Consider the following 15,320-nt stretch of genomic DNA (forward strand, 5'->3'; position numbering starts at 1 on the left):
CTCAGCTCCCCAGCGTGACGCTGTATCCGGTGCAATACGCCGCTTGAGCCTTGGTCGGGGTGAGGTCTTGCCAACTCGCCAGATCGACCCGAGCCACGCCGGCCACATGCAACTGCGCATCAATGGCCGAACGGGCCACCTCGATGCCCAGGCGCCGGCGTGGGTTGACCCAGGCGGCCAGCTTGCGCTCGGCTTCAGCCAGGGCGACGTCACCTTCCGGGCCGGGGCCCTTCATGTGCAGCACCGCATCGATGCGATACGGCAACACCTGGGCACTCTGTACCGTGACCCGATCCCCCAGCGGTCGCACGTCCTCATCGTTGAGGGCTGCGGTAACCGTCGCCAGCAAGTCAGGACTGGCCGCGCCATTGCCTTCCAGGCTCAACACCGTGACCGTCACCCGCGCCGGCGACGGGCTTTCGGCCTCGGCGTCTGCTACCAGCGCGGAAGCGTTGCGGGCATGCAGAATGTAGCTGTTGCGCGGCCCGGCGGTGGTCAGGCCTTCGTAGGCCAACTGCACCCGCTCGCGCAGCGCATCATCCGCCTCCTTGACCTCTGCCAACGGCGGTACCGCCTGCGGGTCTGCGAGCTGGATCACCAAGCGCTGCAGTTTGACGTTGGCCGCCAGGTGATCCAGGTCCGTGCCCTTGGCATGGGCCAGCAGCAGCGCCTTGGCCGCATCGTTGACCCGGGCCCGCAGCTGCATATCGCCATAAGCCGACAGTTCCAGCAGTTTGCTGACTGGATCGCTTTCAAGACTGGCCGTCCAGTTGTCGCCCATGTGCCGGCGAAAGGTGTCCAGCTTGCCTTGGTACAAGGCCTCAAAATCCAGGGCCTCAAGCACCTGCGGCGCCGGCAGCGCCGACAAGTCCAACGTACTCATGCCGTCACCTCCAAAACCGCGGTATCGCCCAGGTACTGGCCGGTCAGTTGAAAGCTGATCTGACCTCCCACTACCGCTACCACCCTGACCCGCTCCAGCTTCAGCCGGGGCTCCCAGCGCAACAGCGCTCGGGCCACTTCGGCCTGCACCGCACTTTTCCAGCCGCCAGTTACCGGCAAGTCGACGTAACGGCGCAGGTTGCTGCCGTACTCCGGGCGCATCCGCCGACTGCCCAGCGGCGTGGTCAGGATGTCTTCGATGGACTGCCGCACATGTTCGATGCCGGACAGCGACAGGCCGGTACGGCGATCCATTCCGATCATCACGTCACTCCTGCACTTGCAGATCCGGGTGGGTGTTCAGGTAGTCCAGGGCGGCAAGATCGCCGGCCTTTACCGACAACTGCCCCTGGGCTACCAGCAACTGGCGACCATCCGGCAGGATCAACAGGCGTGAGGTGTACAAGGTGTCGCGAAACACCACAGTGCCGGTGCCCGCAGGGCGACCGGGAGTTTTCTTAGGGGTGGCCATAGGCTTCTCCGGGTACAAAAAAACCGCTCTGGGCGGGTGGATGGGGTGTTCGGTGAGAGAGGAGTCGTGAGGGCGACGACCCGCGAGGATCACTGCGGTGTTGCAGTTGAACCGGGACCCGGCATCACTCCCAGGTGGGTATGGGTCGAACCGACATTGACCCCGTTGTGCTTCAAGCTCCCACCGTTGATTTGCACATCGCCATTCAAGGTGATTGCACCCGTCAGGGTGATGCTGTCGGCCTTGCCGGTCAGGGCGCTGTCAGTTACCACCGCCGAGCTGCCGCCGACCTGAATGGTCACCGTGCCGCTGGGCAGGCTGATGCTGTAACTCTTGGCCTGCCAGTCATAGATCAGCGAACCACCATCCTCGAAACGCCAGACCTCAACGTGATCACGGTTGTCCGGCTGGGGGCCGGCATTGCCATACAGACCGGGGACAAAAGTGCCCTGGGCCGGCTCGCCGCTGGGGCTGATCAGCACGCCCTGCTCACCCAGGCTCGGTGCTCGCCAGTGTCGGGCCTTGCCCGCGGCCTGGCTGTGCCAGCGCACCCAGGCGCTAGTCCAGCCGGCGCCATCGGAAACCCGAACCAGTCCGGCAGCCAGATCCACGCCGACCACGCTGCAAGGCAGGATCAGGCCGGCAATCATGCGGTCGTGGGTTGCAGACACGTAACTCACGCCATGTGCTCCGGCGACTGGTAGCCGCCCTCGTGACCGGGGCCGGTATCGGGGCTGAACCCCAACACCAGCGTGCCCGGTGGTTGATTCGGCCAGGACCATTGCTCTTGGCCAAGGTAGATAAGCTGCTGCCACTGCACGATCCACTCGGCCCGGTAAGCCGATTCCGCAACCGTGCCGGCAGGCTTGGCCCACACCGCCGTTGCACCTTCTACAAACTCCAGATCCCACTGCTGGCAACGCAGCAGCTCGATTAACTGAGCCGCCAGAATGGCCGCCTGCAACGGCGCCTGGGCAAGTTCGGGATCAACCCGCAACCGGGCCTCCAAGGTGGCACGCATGCAGCAGCGGCCATCACCCGGGTCGGCTGCCTGGTCCAGCGCCGTGACGGCAAAGTAGAGCGCCGGCTCAGTGGCGTCCTGAAGCGCCTTGGGGAATGCCTCAACCGTATGCAGATGGGGCATCGCCAGCTTGATCGTGGACGTGATGGCGTCTTTTAGCTGGGTCAGTTCGTTCATTGTCTAGTTCCAGAATAAGGTCGAAGCGGCCCGGCCATTGAGGGCTGGGCCGGTGGACCTTGTTGAGAGCCGGAGCCGATCAGGGTTCAAGGCTGATCCGAATGCGAATCCCGGGAAGGCGGTTCGCAAATCCCGATGCGCTTGGCCGCCCAACGCTCATAGAGGCCGATGGCGACGTCGGCGCCGGCCATGGCGGTCAGACAGCCAAAGGCGCAGGCGGTCCAGATCGAGACGCCGGCGGCATACAGCAGCATGATCGCCGAGACCCCGCAGACCACGCAGGCTCCGGAGCGCAGCGCCAGGCGCCGCAGCAGCGACCAGCCACGGGCGCCCTCCTTGTCGGCGCGCCACATTTCGCCGGAAACGCCACCGACCAGCGCCAGGACGATGACCAGCCAGATCGGCATGTCCAGCAACGCTTGTTGCTCGTTTGTCATTCACGTCTCCCGTGCGGATTGGGGCCAGCGAGATGGCCAGGTGATAGAAGGCTGATAACGATGTTTCAAGGGGTCCCTGTCTGTTGGTGGCCCACGTTAGGCAGGCATTCCAAAAAGCCCGGTCGCCCGGGCTTTTCAGTAATGCAAACCTTGGTCTTTCGGCACTACTGGTGCGGTACGGACCCATTCAAATTGTTCCTCCGACCGCGACCCTGTCCGCCGGATAACTGCTTCTGGTGCTTTACGCTGCACACCCGGGTCAGTTGCCAACCCTCTGAACCGTCGAGGCCGGTTCATCGCTGCCTTTGCTTTGCCACTAAAGAGCGTCGTTGCAGCCGTTGTTGAACGGCTTGAGATGGATAATATGCATTAATGCATATGCAGTCAATGCGTTGCTGCATTTATTTATGCGCAAGAATTGCGCGAGCGCATGGAGCCCGCATAAATGCAGGGCGGGGGATTTTTCGAGGGCGAAAAAAAGCCCGCTCAGTGGCGGGCTTTGTCTGACGGTGATGGCTTAGCGGGCGTACATGCCCCACCAGAAGACGTGACCGAGGATGCTGATCTGCTCCTCCTGGATCTCCTGGAAGCTGTAGTCCTCATCCGGATGCTCGTCGCGGTTGAAGCTGCGCAGGCGAATCCCGGTGGGCAGGCGATACAGCTGCTTCACTCGCAGTTGGCCATTGTGGTTGATCGCGTACAGGTCGCCATCGACGATATCGCCGATGGCGCACTTGCCGGCATTGACCCCGACCGTGGCGCCATCGCGCAGCACCGGCAACATACTGTTGCCCCGCACCGTGACGCACTTGGCCTGGTCGAACTGCACGCCGTTGTGCCGCAGGCTGCGCTTGCCGAACCGCAGGCTGGCGCGCTCGCTCTCCTCAATGACGAATCTTCCTGATCCAGCAGCCAATTCAACCTCACGCAGAAAAGGAACCGACACCTCGTCGTCATCGACAGGGGTATCGTCGTCCCACAGGCTTATGTCCTTGAGTTCCGAATGAATCTCGTCACGGGGCGCAGCAGCCCGAGCTGGCGCGATATTCACGCGTCCGCGCAATTGGTCGGTGCTCACCTGGAAGTATTCGGCAATCCGCGAGATGTGTTTATCCGAAGGATCGACGATCTTCCCGCTGAGAATCCGCGAGAGGGTGGATTGAGGCACACCGGTCCGACGGTGAAGCTCCGTAGGGGAGATTCCGTCGCGATCCAGCAGCTCTCTTAAGACGGTAGAAACATTGCGTATTTGCATAGAACGCATATTGCTCGAACTTTTAGTCAATGACAAATGCCGTTTTGCATATTTGTGCTGCATTTACCGGACAAACACAGTAGTGCCTTGGTGTCTGCGAGGCCAGGGCACCCATGGTAACCTTGCCGCCATCTGCAAAAAGCCGAGCCCAGCGCTCCTTTGCTTCACCCATTCAATGAATCCGCCTAAATACCAATGAGTAAAAATACCTCCGATCTGTCCTCCCACACGCCGATGATGCAGCAGTACTGGCGCCTCAAGAACCAGCACCCTGATCAGTTGATGTTCTACCGCATGGGCGACTTCTACGAAATCTTCTACGAAGACGCGAAGAAGGCCGCCAAACTGCTGGATATCACCCTGACGGCGCGCGGACAGTCGGCGGGGCAGGCGATTCCCATGTGTGGCATTCCCTACCACGCCGCCGAAGGTTACCTGGCCAAGCTGGTCAAGCTCGGCGAGTCGGTGGTCATCTGCGAGCAAGTGGGTGACCCGGCCACCAGCAAAGGCCCTGTGGAACGTCAGGTGGTACGCATCATCACCCCGGGCACTGTCAGTGACGAAGCCTTGCTGGACGAGCGCCGCGACAACCTGATCGCGGCCGTGCTGGGCGATGAGCGCCTGTTCGGCCTGGCGGTGCTGGATATCACCAGCGGCAATTTCAGCGTCCTGGAAATCAAGGGCTGGGAGAATTTGCTGGCGGAGCTGGAACGCATCAATCCAGTGGAGCTGCTGATCCCCGACGACTGGCCACAAGGCCTGCCGGCGGAAAAACGCCGGGGTGTCCGACGTCGCGCTCCCTGGGACTTTGAGCGCGACTCGGCCCACAAGAGCCTCTGCCAGCAATTCTCCACCCAGGACCTCAAGGGCTTTGGTTGCGAGACCCTGACCCTGGCCATCGGCGCTGCCGGATGCCTGTTGAGCTACGCCAAGGAAACCCAGCGCACCGCCCTGCCCCACTTGCGCAGCCTGCGGCACGAACGCCTGGACGACACGGTGGTGCTGGACGGTGCCAGTCGCCGCAACCTGGAGCTGGACACCAACCTGGCCGGCGGACGCGACAACACCCTGCAATCGGTGGTCGATCGCTGCCAGACCGCCATGGGCAGCCGCCTGCTGACTCGCTGGCTGAACCGCCCGCTGCGGGATCTCAAGGTCTTGCAGGCGCGTCAGTCCTCGATCACCTGCCTGCTGGATGGCTACCGTTTCGAACGGCTGCAGCCGCAGTTGAAGGAAATCGGCGATATCGAACGGATTCTCGCGCGAATCGGCTTGCGCAATGCCCGGCCGCGGGACCTGGCTCGCTTGCGTGATGCCCTGGCCGCGCTGCCGGAGCTGCAAGAAGCCATGACTGAACTGGAGGCGGACCACCTCAAGCAACTGGCAGCCACCACCAGCACCTACCCGGAGCTGGCAGCGCTGCTGGCCAAGGCGATCATCGACAACCCGCCGGCGGTGATCCGCGACGGCGGCGTGCTCAAGACCGGCTACGACGCCGAGCTCGACGAACTGCAATCCTTGAGCGAGAACGCCGGGCAGTTCCTGATCGACCTGGAAGCCCGGGAAAAAGCCCGTACCGGTCTGGCCAACCTCAAGGTCGGCTACAACCGTATTCATGGCTACTTCATCGAGCTGCCAAGCAAGCAAGCCGAACAGGCACCGGCGGATTACATTCGTCGTCAGACCCTGAAGGGCGCCGAACGCTTCATCACTCCAGAACTCAAGGAGTTTGAAGACAAGGCGCTATCGGCCAAGAGCCGTGCCCTGGCCCGGGAAAAGATGCTCTACGACGCGTTGCTGGAAACCCTGATCAGCCACCTGCCGCCGCTGCAGGACACTGCCGGCGCCCTGGCCGAGCTGGACGTGCTCAGCAACCTGGCCGAGCGCGCGCTGAATCTGGACCTCAATTGCCCGCGTTTTGTCAGCGAACCTTGCATGCGCATCACCCAGGGCCGTCACCCGGTGGTGGAGCAAGTACTGACCACGCCTTTTGTGGCCAACGACCTGAACCTGGACGACAACACCCGGATGCTGGTGATCACCGGTCCGAACATGGGCGGTAAATCCACCTATATGCGCCAGACTGCGTTGATCGTACTGCTGGCCCATATCGGCAGTTTTGTCCCGGCGGCGAGCTGTGAGCTGTCCCTGGTGGATCGGATCTTTACCCGGATCGGCTCCAGTGACGACCTGGCCGGAGGTCGCTCGACCTTCATGGTGGAAATGAGTGAAACCGCGAACATCCTGCACAACGCCACTGAACGCAGCCTGGTGCTGATGGACGAAGTGGGTCGTGGCACCAGTACTTTTGACGGACTGTCCCTGGCCTGGGCTGCGGCAGAACGTCTCGCCCACCTGCGGGCCTACACCCTGTTCGCCACCCACTATTTTGAACTGACCGTACTGCCGGAAAGCGAGCCGCTGGTGGCGAACGTGCACCTCAATGCCACTGAACACAACGAGCGTATCGTCTTCCTGCACCATGTGTTGCCCGGCCCTGCCAGCCAGAGCTATGGCCTGGCGGTAGCCCAGCTGGCGGGGGTTCCCAGCGCTGTCATCACCCGCGCCAGGGAGCACTTGAACCGTCTGGAAACCACCAGCTTGCCCCATGAAGTGGCGCCTCCAGCGCCGGGTAAAACCTCGGTTCCCCAGCAAAGCGATATGTTTGCCAGCCTGCCGCACCCAGTCCTCGATGAACTGGCCAAACTGGATCTGGATGACCTGACGCCACGCCGGGCACTGGAAATGCTCTATACATTGAAGACACGCATCTAACGCGAACGCCTTCAAGCTGTTAGAATCTCGCGCGGTTTGGGATGCTGCGGACTATTAGCCTGGTTCGCAGACTATCGCTCCCAAACCTGGCGACCCCGTCATGTAGGGGCTCCGCTGCCGCCGCCTGAGGAGAGAATTAGAAATGACCTTCGTCGTCACCGACAACTGCATCAAGTGCAAGTACACCGACTGCGTAGAAGTCTGTCCGGTGGACTGCTTTTACGAAGGGCCGAACTTCCTGGTGATTCACCCGGATGAGTGCATCGACTGCGCGCTGTGCGAGCCTGAATGCCCGGCTGTAGCCATTTTCTCCGAGGATGAAGTCCCGGAAGAGATGCAGGAGTTCATTCAGCTGAACGTCGAGCTGGCAGAGATCTGGCCGAACATCACTGAAAAGAAAGAATCGTTGCCGGATGCCGAAGAGTGGGATGGCGTCAAAGGCAAGATCAAAGACCTCGAACGCTGATTGCCCCCGCGTTCCTGAAAAGGCCCCTTGCGGGCCTTTTTGTATTTCTGGGAACGGGGTTCTTGCACTCGGGACTTTTCGACAGGCAAAAAAAGGGGCGGTATGACCCGCCCACATTTTTCCCTAGTCCCTGTGTTCCTTTTCATCGTCCTGATGAATCGCTTCCTGCGATGTCCTGACCATCGTCCTTGATGGCTGTGTCTATCCGTCGACACAGGGCTGATATTAGAGAGTTCCCAGGTAAGAGCAATCGCACTATTCCCGTAAAAACTTGTCGGACACGAATAACTAAATTAAAAAACACCTTATAAATCAACAATATAAAAAACAGCCTAGAGTATTTTAGGCAAGTCTGAAGCAACCGAGAACCGAACACTTACGAAAACGTAATCTATTGCTTACACGCAAGTTGAGAGTAATCCCAACCCTGAGCAGAATCCGAGAACTCAGAGTCAAAACAATCACCCAATAAAAAGCCCCGAATAAATCGGGGCTCTTACGGATCAGTTCCAGACGTTACTGAAATAACGACTCACTGGACAATCCATTCTTTTCAAGGATCTCCCGCAGGCGCTTGAGGCCTTCAACCTGGATTTGTCGAACCCGCTCACGGGTCAGACCAATCTCCAGGCCGACATCCTCAAGAGTGCTGCTCTCATGACCTCGCAGGCCAAAGCGGCGAACCACCACTTCACGCTGCTTTTCGGTCAGTTCGGAAAGCCATTGATCGATGCTTTGCGACAGATCATCGTCCTGCAGCAGTTCACAAGGATCCGTCGGACGATCGTCAGTCAGGGTATCCAGCAGGGTTTTATCCGAATCCGGTCCCAGCGAGACATCAACCGAAGAAACCCGCTCATTCAGACCGAGCATGCGTTTGACTTCAGCCACCGGCTTCTCCAGCAGGTTGGCGATTTCTTCGGGAGAGGGTTCATGATCGAGTTTTTGCGTCAACTCACGGGCGGCGCGCAAGTAGACGTTGAGCTCTTTGACCACATGAATCGGCAACCGGATGGTCCGGGTCTGATTCATTATCGCCCGTTCGATGGTCTGGCGAATCCACCAGGTGGCGTAGGTCGAAAAGCGGAAGCCGCGTTCCGGGTCGAACTTCTCCACTGCCCGGATCAGGCCGAGGTTGCCCTCTTCGATCAGGTCCAGCAGCGACAACCCACGATTGACATAGCGCCGGGCGATTTTCACCACCAGTCGCAAGTTGCTTTCAATCATGCGCTTGCGCCCGGCTGGGTCGCCACTCTGCGACAAACGCGCAAAGTGCACTTCCTCTTCGGGAGAGAGCAATGGAGAAAAGCCGATTTCATTGAGGTACAACTGCGTCGCATCGAGCGCACGCGTGTAATCAATGTACTTGTGTTGCTTAAGTGAAGCGGAGCTTTTGGATTTGGCGCGAACGGAAGGTGGAGTTGCCCCCTCATTATTCGACATCGAATCCATATCGATACTGCTCTCCATAAGGAGAACCTCATCGTCGATGTCAAACTCCGGCACTTCTTTACTGAGAGCCATTGTTATAGTCCTTTGGTGAGTTCGACCTCAGGCTCAAGCGGCGCCTATATCCCTGGCAACGCTGGAGCCTGTTCCCTCTACGTGAGCGGAACAGGCTGGTAACGGATCAACGACGTGGCAGGAATTGCAGCGGATCTACAGGTTTACCTTGTCGGCGAATCTCAAAGTGCAGTTTCACCCGGTCTGTACCAGTTGATCCCATCTCGGCAATTGTCTGTCCGACTTTGACCTGCTGTCCCTCCCGAACCAATAGCTTGCGGTTGTGGCCGTAAGCACTGACGTAGGTTTCGTTGTGTTTGATGATGACTAATTCGCCGTAGCCCCTTAAGCCACTCCCGGCGTAAACCACCGTCCCATCAGACGCAGCTAAAACAGGCTGTCCCAAATCTCCGGCGATATCAATGCCTTTATTCAAACTACCGTTTGAAGAAAATTTTCCAATCAAAACACCGTTGGAAGGCCAGCCCCAGCCCGTCGGAGCAGGCCCCGCAGGCGCAACCGGAGCGGGCGCCGGCTTGCTTGCAGGAGGCGTTGCAGCACTTGTTGCCGGGGCAATGACAGCCCCCGCCGGACGACGAATAACCGTGGTTTTGCTGGAGGACGAGGCACCGGACTGGGTGCTGGTAACCACAGTTGTCGGCGCAGTACCCGTGCGACCATCAAAGCGAATGGTTTGCCCCGGATGGATGGTATAGGGCTCGGCAATATTGTTACGCGCTGCCAGCGCCTTGTAATCCCAGCCGTAGCGAAACGCGATGGAGAACAGTGTATCCCCACGACGTACTACATATTGTCCCGTGGTCACGGTAGGGCGCTGAGGCGCCGCGTTATTACTGCGTTCAACCACACCCACACTGCTGGACTTGGTGCTGGAGCAGCCGACCAACAAGGAACTCAAGACAAGGCCAATCATCAGTCGCTGAAAGCTTGTTATACCCATACGCTGCGCAATGACTGTGAGACTCACCCGCCGCTCCCTTTATGGTGGTTGACGATATTAATTACCTGGCTCAGGCATGAAATGACGCAAGTATAACTGGAGGCCGGCGTTTTATTGCTGGCAAAGCGCAACACACAGTCGCAAGAGATTGCCATTGATCGCCGTCCCACTCATTGACGATCAATACGGCACTAAGACACAGCCAAGCAGACAGAATTCACCCAGGGTCGATAAATGCTCAGGCCAATGGCCCATTGAGCAAAGGCACAAACCGTACCGCGCCCAGGACATGTCGGGCAAAGCCATGTTCTTCACGAATGATCAGCATCAACTGCTGCACTTCTCCGGCTCCCACAGGAATCACCAGGCGCCCACCAGGCGCCAGTTGATCCAGCAGTGCCTGAGGAATATCGGTGGCAACGGCAGTGACGATGATGCCGTTGTAAGGCGCCAACGCTGGCCAGCCCTCCCAGCCATCGCCCCAGCGGAACACCACATTACGCAGGTTCAGTTCCTGCAGGCGCTCCTTGGCTCGATCCTGCAGGACCTTGATCCGCTCCACCGAAAACACGCGCTCCACCAACTGCGACAGCACCGCCGTCTGGTAGCCGGAGCCGGTACCGATCTCCAGCACTTTGTCCAGCGGACCTGCCGCCAGCAGAAGCTCGCTCATGCGAGCCACCATATAAGGCTGGGAGATAGTCTGGTTATGGCCGATGGGCAGTGCCGTGTCTTCATAGGCACGGTGAGCCAGAGCTTCATCAACGAAGAGATGCCGTGGCGTGCGACGAATGACCTCCAATACCTGGGGATTGGACAGGCCCTCATCGTAAAGCCGTTGGATCAGGCGCTCGCGGGTACGCTGGGAAGTCATGCCGATTCCCCGTCGCAGCAAATCGTCTTGCTCACGAGCCATCAGCGCAGCCCCTCCAACCAGCCGTCCAGACTCCTGAACGCTTCATTGAAGGTGCGATCCAGCTGCAACGGCGTGATCGACACATAACCTTGCATGACCGCATGAAAGTCAGTACCCGGACCACCATCTTCGGCGTCCCCTGCGGCGGCAATCCAGTAACCCGACTTGCCACGGGGATCGACGACCTTCATGGGTGCCGCCGCGCGCGCGCGATGGCCCAGGCGGGTCAGTTGTATGCCACGGATATGATCAAGCGGCAGGTTGGGAATATTCACGTTCAACACCGTCCGTGGTGGCAAATCCAGCAAGCCCTGAGCCTGCACCAGCTTGCGCGCGAAATGGGCTGCGGTGGCGAGGTTTTCTACCTGCCGCGACACCAGCGAAAAGGCAATCGCCGGGCGCTGCAGGAAACGGCCTTCAAGCGCAGCGGCGACCGTTCCGGAATACAGCACGTCATCACCCAGGTTGGCCCCCAGATTGATCCCCGACACCACCATGTCCGGCTCATGCTCCAACAGGCCATTAAGCCCCAGGTGAACACAGTCGGTCGGTGTGCCGTTGATGCTGATGAAGCCATTGCCGAGGGTATGCGGATGCAACGGACGGTCGAGCGTCAGCGAACTGCTGGCGCCGCTTTTGTCTTGATCCGGTGCGATAACCACACACTCGGCGTAATCCGCCAGCGCAGCATGCAGCGCAGCGATACCGGGTGCAGTTACCCCATCATCGTTAGAAATCAGAATACGCATGAGCTGTCCGTCTGCCCCACCGGCACCAGATCGACGAGTTCACGCACCAATGCGGTGGCGAAACACCCGGCCGGCAGGACGAATTCCAGTTGCAGAATGTCAGGCTCGGGATAATGCCACGTCAAACCGCCAATGGGCAGCCGCAGAATGCGTCGTTCATGGCTCATGCCGGCTTTTATCAACCAATCGCACAGTGCCGACTCAGCGCCTGCAAGCTCTTGCTCGCGATCATGGGTTGCACCAGCCGCAGGAGACTCGCCCTCGCCCCACAAAGGACCAGTGGGATGCAAGTCGAGAATCGCCAGGCGCGGGTCCGAGCATTCGGCCTGCCCGGCCATGAAAAAGCTGCGACTGTCGGTAAACGCCAGCAGATCACCCACTTGCGCCTGCTGCCAGCTGCCGTCCGCCACTCGCGCCGCCAGCACCTGATTGAACAGGTAGCTACGGGCCGTGGACAACAACCGCGAACGCACATTGCGCTGCTCCGGCAGGGCCTGACGGGACGCCCAGTCACGGGCATCCACCAGATTGCCACCGCCATGACCGAAACGCTGAGCCCCGAAGTAGTTGGGGATCCCCTGCTGGGCGATCCGTTTCAAACGCTCATCGATAGCCGCCTGATCCGCCTTGAGCTCTGTCAAACGCAGGGTAAAACCATTGGCCGCATGGGCACCACGCTGCAATTTGCGCTTGTGGCGGGTGGCCTTGAGGATTTTCAGGGTGTGGTTTTCCGCGGCGCCAAGATCGGGATCGGCCTTACCGGGCAACTGCACACTAAACCACTGACGAGTCAGCGCCTGTCGATCCTTGAGCCCGGCGTAACTGACGGTGCGCAATGGCACACCGGCCGCCTTGGCGATCCGGCGTGCCGCCTCCTCGGTGTTCAAGCCACGCTTTTCCACCCACAGCCACAGGTGCTCGCCCTCACCGCTCAGCGGGATATCCAGCACCTCATCGACTTGAAAGTCTTCGGCAGTAGCTTTGAGTACGGCGCTGCCCAAGGCCTCGCCATAGGCCCGCGGGCCTAACAGTTGCAGTTCATTCATGGGCGCAGCAACAAGGCCACGGAATGCACCGCAATACCTTCCTCGCGGCCAACGAAACCGAGTTTTTCGGTGGTGGTTGCCTTCACGTTCACTTGATCCAGTTCGACTTGCAGGTCCTCGGCGATCAAGGCCCGCATGGTTTCGATATGAGGCGCCATCTTCGGTGCCTGGGCGACGATGGTATTGTCGACGTTGCCGATCCTCCAGCCCTTGGCATGGATCAACGCGACAACGTGACGCAGCAGAACACGGCTGTCGGCACCTTTGAATTGCGGATCGGTGTCCGGAAAATGCTTGCCGATATCCCCTAGCGCCGCGGCGCCCAGCAGGGCATCACTGAGTGCATGCAACAACACGTCACCGTCAGAATGGGCGAGCAACCCAGAATGATGGGCGATACGCACACCACCCAAAGTGATGAAGTCGCCTTCAGCGAAACGGTGCACATCGTAGCCGTGGCCAATACGCATAAAAAAACGCCCCGAAAAAGTCAGGGCGTGATTCTACCTGCTTTGGCAGGCATTAGGCGTTAAGAGCACGTGCATGGTGCTGCAAGTGGTCGTCTATGAAGCTGGCGATGAAAAAGTAGCTATGGTCGTAACCCGGTTGCAAACGCAACGTCAGTTCATGACCGGCATTCTTTGCCGCCTGCTGTAACACTTCGGGCTTGAGTTGGGTCGCAAGGAAGTCATCACGATCCCCTTGGTCCACCAGCAACGCAAGCTTCTCCCCAGCATCTGCAAGCAGCACGCTCGCGTCCCATTCGCGCCATCGAGAGCGCTCCTCTCCCAGATATCGGGAAAAGGCTTTCTGCCCCCAAGGACAATCCATGGGATTACTGATGGGAGCGAAAGCCGACACCGACTGATAACGACCAGGATTACGCAGTGCACAGACCAATGCCCCGTGCCCGCCCATGGAGTGCCCGCTGATACCGCGTTTTTGCGACGCAGGAAAGTGTGCTTCCACCAACGCTGGCAACTCGTCCACCACATAGTCATGCATGCGGTAGTGCTGAGCCCAGGGCTCCTGGGTGGCGTTCAGGTAGAAGCCCGCTCCCAGGCCGAAGTCCCAGGCGCCCTCTGGATCGCCAGGGACGCCGGCCCCACGAGGGCTGGTGTCGGGAGCGACGATAATCAGCCCGAGTTCCGCAGCCATGCGCTGGGCACCGGCCTTGTGCATGAAGTTCTCGTCGGTGCAGGTCAGGCCGGACAGCCAATACAGCACTGGCAGCTTGCCGCCCTGTTCGGCCTGCGGCGGCAGGTACACAGCGAACACCATGTCGCAGCCCAACACCTGAGAATGATGTTTGTACCGTTTGTGCCAGCCGCCGAAGCTCTTCTGGCAGGAAAGGTTTTCCAGACTCATGGCAATCTCCCCAGCCACAAGCCGCACGCTTCGAGCCACAAACAGGTGCTTCCCGTTTGCCGCTTGTCACTCACGGCTTGCCGCTGCTCTTAGAAATGAATGACGGAACGAATGCTCTTGCCTTCGTGCATCAAGTCGAATGCCTTGTTGATGTCTTCCAGACCCATGGTGTGGGTAATGAAGGTATCTAGAGGGATCTCGCCGGTCTGGGACATTTCCACGTAGCTTGGCAGCTCGCTGCGGCCACGCACGCCACCGAATGCCGAACCGCGCCAGACGCGGCCGGTCACCAGTTGGAAGGGACGGGTCGAAATTTCCTGGCCGGCACCGGCCACACCGATGATCACCGATTCGCCCCAGCCTTTGTGGCAGCACTCAAGCGCGGCGCGCATGAGTTGTACGTTGCCGATGCATTCGAAGGAGAAATCCACGCCGCCGTCAGTCATGTCGACGATGACCTCCTGGATCGGACGGTCGAAATCCTTCGGATTGACGCAGTCGGTGGCGCCCAATTGCTTGGCGATCTCGAACTTGGCCGGGTTGATATCAATGGCAATGATGCGCCCAGCCTTGGCTTTGACCGCACCAATCACCGCCGACAGGCCAATACCGCCCAGGCCAAAGATAGCCACGGTGTCACCCGCCTTGACCTTGGCGGTGTTGATCACCGCACCGATACCGGTGGTTACGCCGCAACCCAGCAGGCAGACCTTCTCCAGAGGCGCTTCCTTGGGGATCTTGGCCACGGAGATTTCCGGCAGCACGGTGTACTCGGAGAACGTCGAAGTACCCATGTAGTGGAAAATAGGCTGGCCCTTGTAGGAAAAACGGCTAGTGCCATCAGGCATCAGGCCTTTGCCCTGGGTAGCGCGAATTGCCTGACAGAGGTTGGTCTTGCCAGAAAGACAGAATTTGCACTTGCCACATTCCGGGGTGTACAGCGGGATCACATGATCACCGACGGCGACCGAGGTCACACCCTCGCCCACCGCCTCCACCACTGCACCACCTTCATGGCCGAGAATCGCCGGAAAGATGCCTTCCGGGTCAGCACCGGACAAGGTGTAGGCATCGGTATGGCAGACGCCGGAAGCAACCACCCGCAGCAGTACCTCGCCAGCCTTGGGCATGGCGACATCCACTTCGACGATTTCCAGGGGCTTCTTGGCCTCGAAGGCTACGGCAGCACGTGACTTGATCATCCTGACTCTCCAGCGAATAAAAACGAGGAG

At 59.6% G+C, this 15,320-nt stretch carries 17 protein-coding genes; 2 read left to right on the top strand and 15 right to left on the bottom strand.

Features of this window, described 5'->3' with window-relative positions:
* Window position 1: 1 nt before the first annotated feature.
* The 7 genes from FW796_RS02615 to FW796_RS02645 form a co-directional block, all read right to left on the bottom strand.
* Complete coding sequence (locus tag FW796_RS02615; RefSeq protein WP_446438984.1) at window positions 2-883, bottom strand: baseplate assembly protein; 882 nt, start codon at window positions 881-883, stop codon at window positions 2-4.
* Window positions 880-1,206: a GPW/gp25 family protein gene (locus FW796_RS02620; RefSeq protein WP_446438985.1), complete on the bottom strand. Its 327-nt coding sequence runs from the start codon at window positions 1,204-1,206 to the stop codon at window positions 880-882. Before FW796_RS02620 ends, FW796_RS02615 begins: the two co-directional genes overlap by 4 nt.
* 4 nt (window positions 1,207-1,210) lie before the next feature.
* Window positions 1,211-1,414: a hypothetical protein gene (locus FW796_RS02625; RefSeq protein ID WP_123727678.1), complete on the bottom strand. Its 204-nt coding sequence runs from the start codon at window positions 1,412-1,414 to the stop codon at window positions 1,211-1,213.
* 89 nt (window positions 1,415-1,503) lie between these two features.
* The gene (locus FW796_RS02630) at window positions 1,504-2,094 is read right to left on the bottom strand and encodes a phage baseplate assembly protein V (protein ID WP_346635908.1); all 591 of its coding nucleotides are present in this window, start codon (window positions 2,092-2,094) and stop codon (window positions 1,504-1,506) included.
* A complete protein-coding gene (locus tag FW796_RS02635) occupies window positions 2,091-2,612 on the bottom strand; it encodes a hypothetical protein (RefSeq protein WP_346635909.1) in 522 nt (173 codons plus the stop codon). Before FW796_RS02635 ends, FW796_RS02630 begins: the two co-directional genes overlap by 4 nt.
* A gap of 86 nt (window positions 2,613-2,698) precedes the next feature.
* On the bottom strand, window positions 2,699-3,049 hold the full coding sequence (locus tag FW796_RS02640; RefSeq protein ID WP_123727675.1) for a phage holin family protein: 351 nt from the start codon (window positions 3,047-3,049) through the stop codon (window positions 2,699-2,701).
* Between the two features lie 517 nt (window positions 3,050-3,566).
* Window positions 3,567-4,313, bottom strand: a complete 747-nt coding sequence (locus FW796_RS02645; RefSeq protein WP_123727674.1) for a LexA family transcriptional regulator — start codon at window positions 4,311-4,313, stop codon at window positions 3,567-3,569.
* 186 nt (window positions 4,314-4,499) lie between these two features.
* On the opposite strand from FW796_RS02645, the gene mutS reads away from it, so the two are divergent.
* A complete protein-coding gene (mutS, locus tag FW796_RS02650; protein WP_446438986.1) occupies window positions 4,500-7,079 on the top strand; it encodes a DNA mismatch repair protein MutS in 2,580 nt (859 codons plus the stop codon).
* Between the two features lie 142 nt (window positions 7,080-7,221).
* On the top strand, window positions 7,222-7,545 hold the full coding sequence (gene fdxA / locus FW796_RS02655) for a ferredoxin FdxA (protein ID WP_007908827.1): 324 nt from the start codon (window positions 7,222-7,224) through the stop codon (window positions 7,543-7,545).
* A gap of 516 nt (window positions 7,546-8,061) precedes the next feature.
* On the opposite strand, the gene rpoS is transcribed toward fdxA, so the two are convergent.
* From rpoS to FW796_RS02695, 8 genes are all read right to left on the bottom strand, one after another.
* Entirely contained in the window at window positions 8,062-9,069 is a 1,008-nt protein-coding gene (rpoS, locus tag FW796_RS02660) for an RNA polymerase sigma factor RpoS (RefSeq protein ID WP_016964675.1), read from the bottom strand.
* A 106-nt stretch (window positions 9,070-9,175) separates the two neighbouring features.
* Window positions 9,176-10,036, bottom strand: a complete 861-nt coding sequence (locus FW796_RS02665; RefSeq protein WP_346635911.1) for a peptidoglycan DD-metalloendopeptidase family protein — start codon at window positions 10,034-10,036, stop codon at window positions 9,176-9,178.
* Between the two features lie 211 nt (window positions 10,037-10,247).
* A complete protein-coding gene (locus FW796_RS02670; protein WP_170001073.1) occupies window positions 10,248-10,883 on the bottom strand; it encodes a protein-L-isoaspartate(D-aspartate) O-methyltransferase in 636 nt (211 codons plus the stop codon).
* A gap of 41 nt (window positions 10,884-10,924) precedes the next feature.
* Window positions 10,925-11,674, bottom strand: coding sequence for a 5'/3'-nucleotidase SurE (surE, locus tag FW796_RS02675; protein WP_102861388.1), 750 nt, complete (start codon window positions 11,672-11,674; stop codon window positions 10,925-10,927).
* On the bottom strand, window positions 11,662-12,720 hold the full coding sequence (gene truD / locus FW796_RS02680) for a tRNA pseudouridine(13) synthase TruD (protein ID WP_346635912.1): 1,059 nt from the start codon (window positions 12,718-12,720) through the stop codon (window positions 11,662-11,664). The genes surE and truD overlap by 13 nt, the downstream gene beginning before the upstream one ends.
* A complete protein-coding gene (ispF, locus tag FW796_RS02685; RefSeq protein WP_123727669.1) occupies window positions 12,717-13,190 on the bottom strand; it encodes a 2-C-methyl-D-erythritol 2,4-cyclodiphosphate synthase in 474 nt (157 codons plus the stop codon). The genes truD and ispF overlap by 4 nt, the downstream gene beginning before the upstream one ends.
* 52 nt (window positions 13,191-13,242) lie before the next feature.
* A complete protein-coding gene (gene fghA / locus FW796_RS02690; protein WP_346635929.1) occupies window positions 13,243-14,094 on the bottom strand; it encodes an S-formylglutathione hydrolase in 852 nt (283 codons plus the stop codon).
* A gap of 83 nt (window positions 14,095-14,177) precedes the next feature.
* The gene (locus tag FW796_RS02695) at window positions 14,178-15,290 is read right to left on the bottom strand and encodes an S-(hydroxymethyl)glutathione dehydrogenase/class III alcohol dehydrogenase (RefSeq protein ID WP_404938345.1); all 1,113 of its coding nucleotides are present in this window, start codon (window positions 15,288-15,290) and stop codon (window positions 14,178-14,180) included.
* Window positions 15,291-15,320 lie beyond the last annotated feature (30 nt).

This window comes from Pseudomonas sp. 910_21 (genome assembly GCF_052850735.1).

What these genes read in the sequence shown, in the direction of transcription:
- FW796_RS02615 (WP_446438984.1), bottom strand. Translation starts at nt 883, where the DNA reads ATGAGTACGTTGGACTTGTCGGCGCTGCCGGCGCCGCAGGTGCTTGAG.
- FW796_RS02620 (WP_446438985.1), bottom strand. Translation starts at nt 1,206, where the DNA reads ATGATCGGAATGGATCGCCGTACCGGCCTGTCGCTGTCCGGCATCGAA.
- FW796_RS02625 (WP_123727678.1), bottom strand. Translation starts at nt 1,414, where the DNA reads ATGGCCACCCCTAAGAAAACTCCCGGTCGCCCTGCGGGCACCGGCACT.
- FW796_RS02635 (WP_346635909.1), bottom strand. Translation starts at nt 2,612, where the DNA reads ATGAACGAACTGACCCAGCTAAAAGACGCCATCACGTCCACGATCAAG.
- FW796_RS02640 (WP_123727675.1), bottom strand. Translation starts at nt 3,049, where the DNA reads ATGACAAACGAGCAACAAGCGTTGCTGGACATGCCGATCTGGCTGGTC.
- FW796_RS02645 (WP_123727674.1), bottom strand. Translation starts at nt 4,313, where the DNA reads ATGCGTTCTATGCAAATACGCAATGTTTCTACCGTCTTAAGAGAGCTG.
- mutS (WP_446438986.1), top strand. Translation starts at nt 4,500, where the DNA reads ATGAGTAAAAATACCTCCGATCTGTCCTCCCACACGCCGATGATGCAG.
- fdxA (WP_007908827.1), top strand. Translation starts at nt 7,222, where the DNA reads ATGACCTTCGTCGTCACCGACAACTGCATCAAGTGCAAGTACACCGAC.
- rpoS (WP_016964675.1), bottom strand. Translation starts at nt 9,069, where the DNA reads ATGGCTCTCAGTAAAGAAGTGCCGGAGTTTGACATCGACGATGAGGTT.
- FW796_RS02670 (WP_170001073.1), bottom strand. Translation starts at nt 10,883, where the DNA reads ATGACTTCCCAGCGTACCCGCGAGCGCCTGATCCAACGGCTTTACGAT.
- surE (WP_102861388.1), bottom strand. Translation starts at nt 11,674, where the DNA reads ATGCGTATTCTGATTTCTAACGATGATGGGGTAACTGCACCCGGTATC.
- truD (WP_346635912.1), bottom strand. Translation starts at nt 12,720, where the DNA reads ATGAATGAACTGCAACTGTTAGGCCCGCGGGCCTATGGCGAGGCCTTG.
- ispF (WP_123727669.1), bottom strand. Translation starts at nt 13,190, where the DNA reads ATGCGTATTGGCCACGGCTACGATGTGCACCGTTTCGCTGAAGGCGAC.
- FW796_RS02695 (WP_404938345.1), bottom strand. Translation starts at nt 15,290, where the DNA reads ATGATCAAGTCACGTGCTGCCGTAGCCTTCGAGGCCAAGAAGCCCCTG.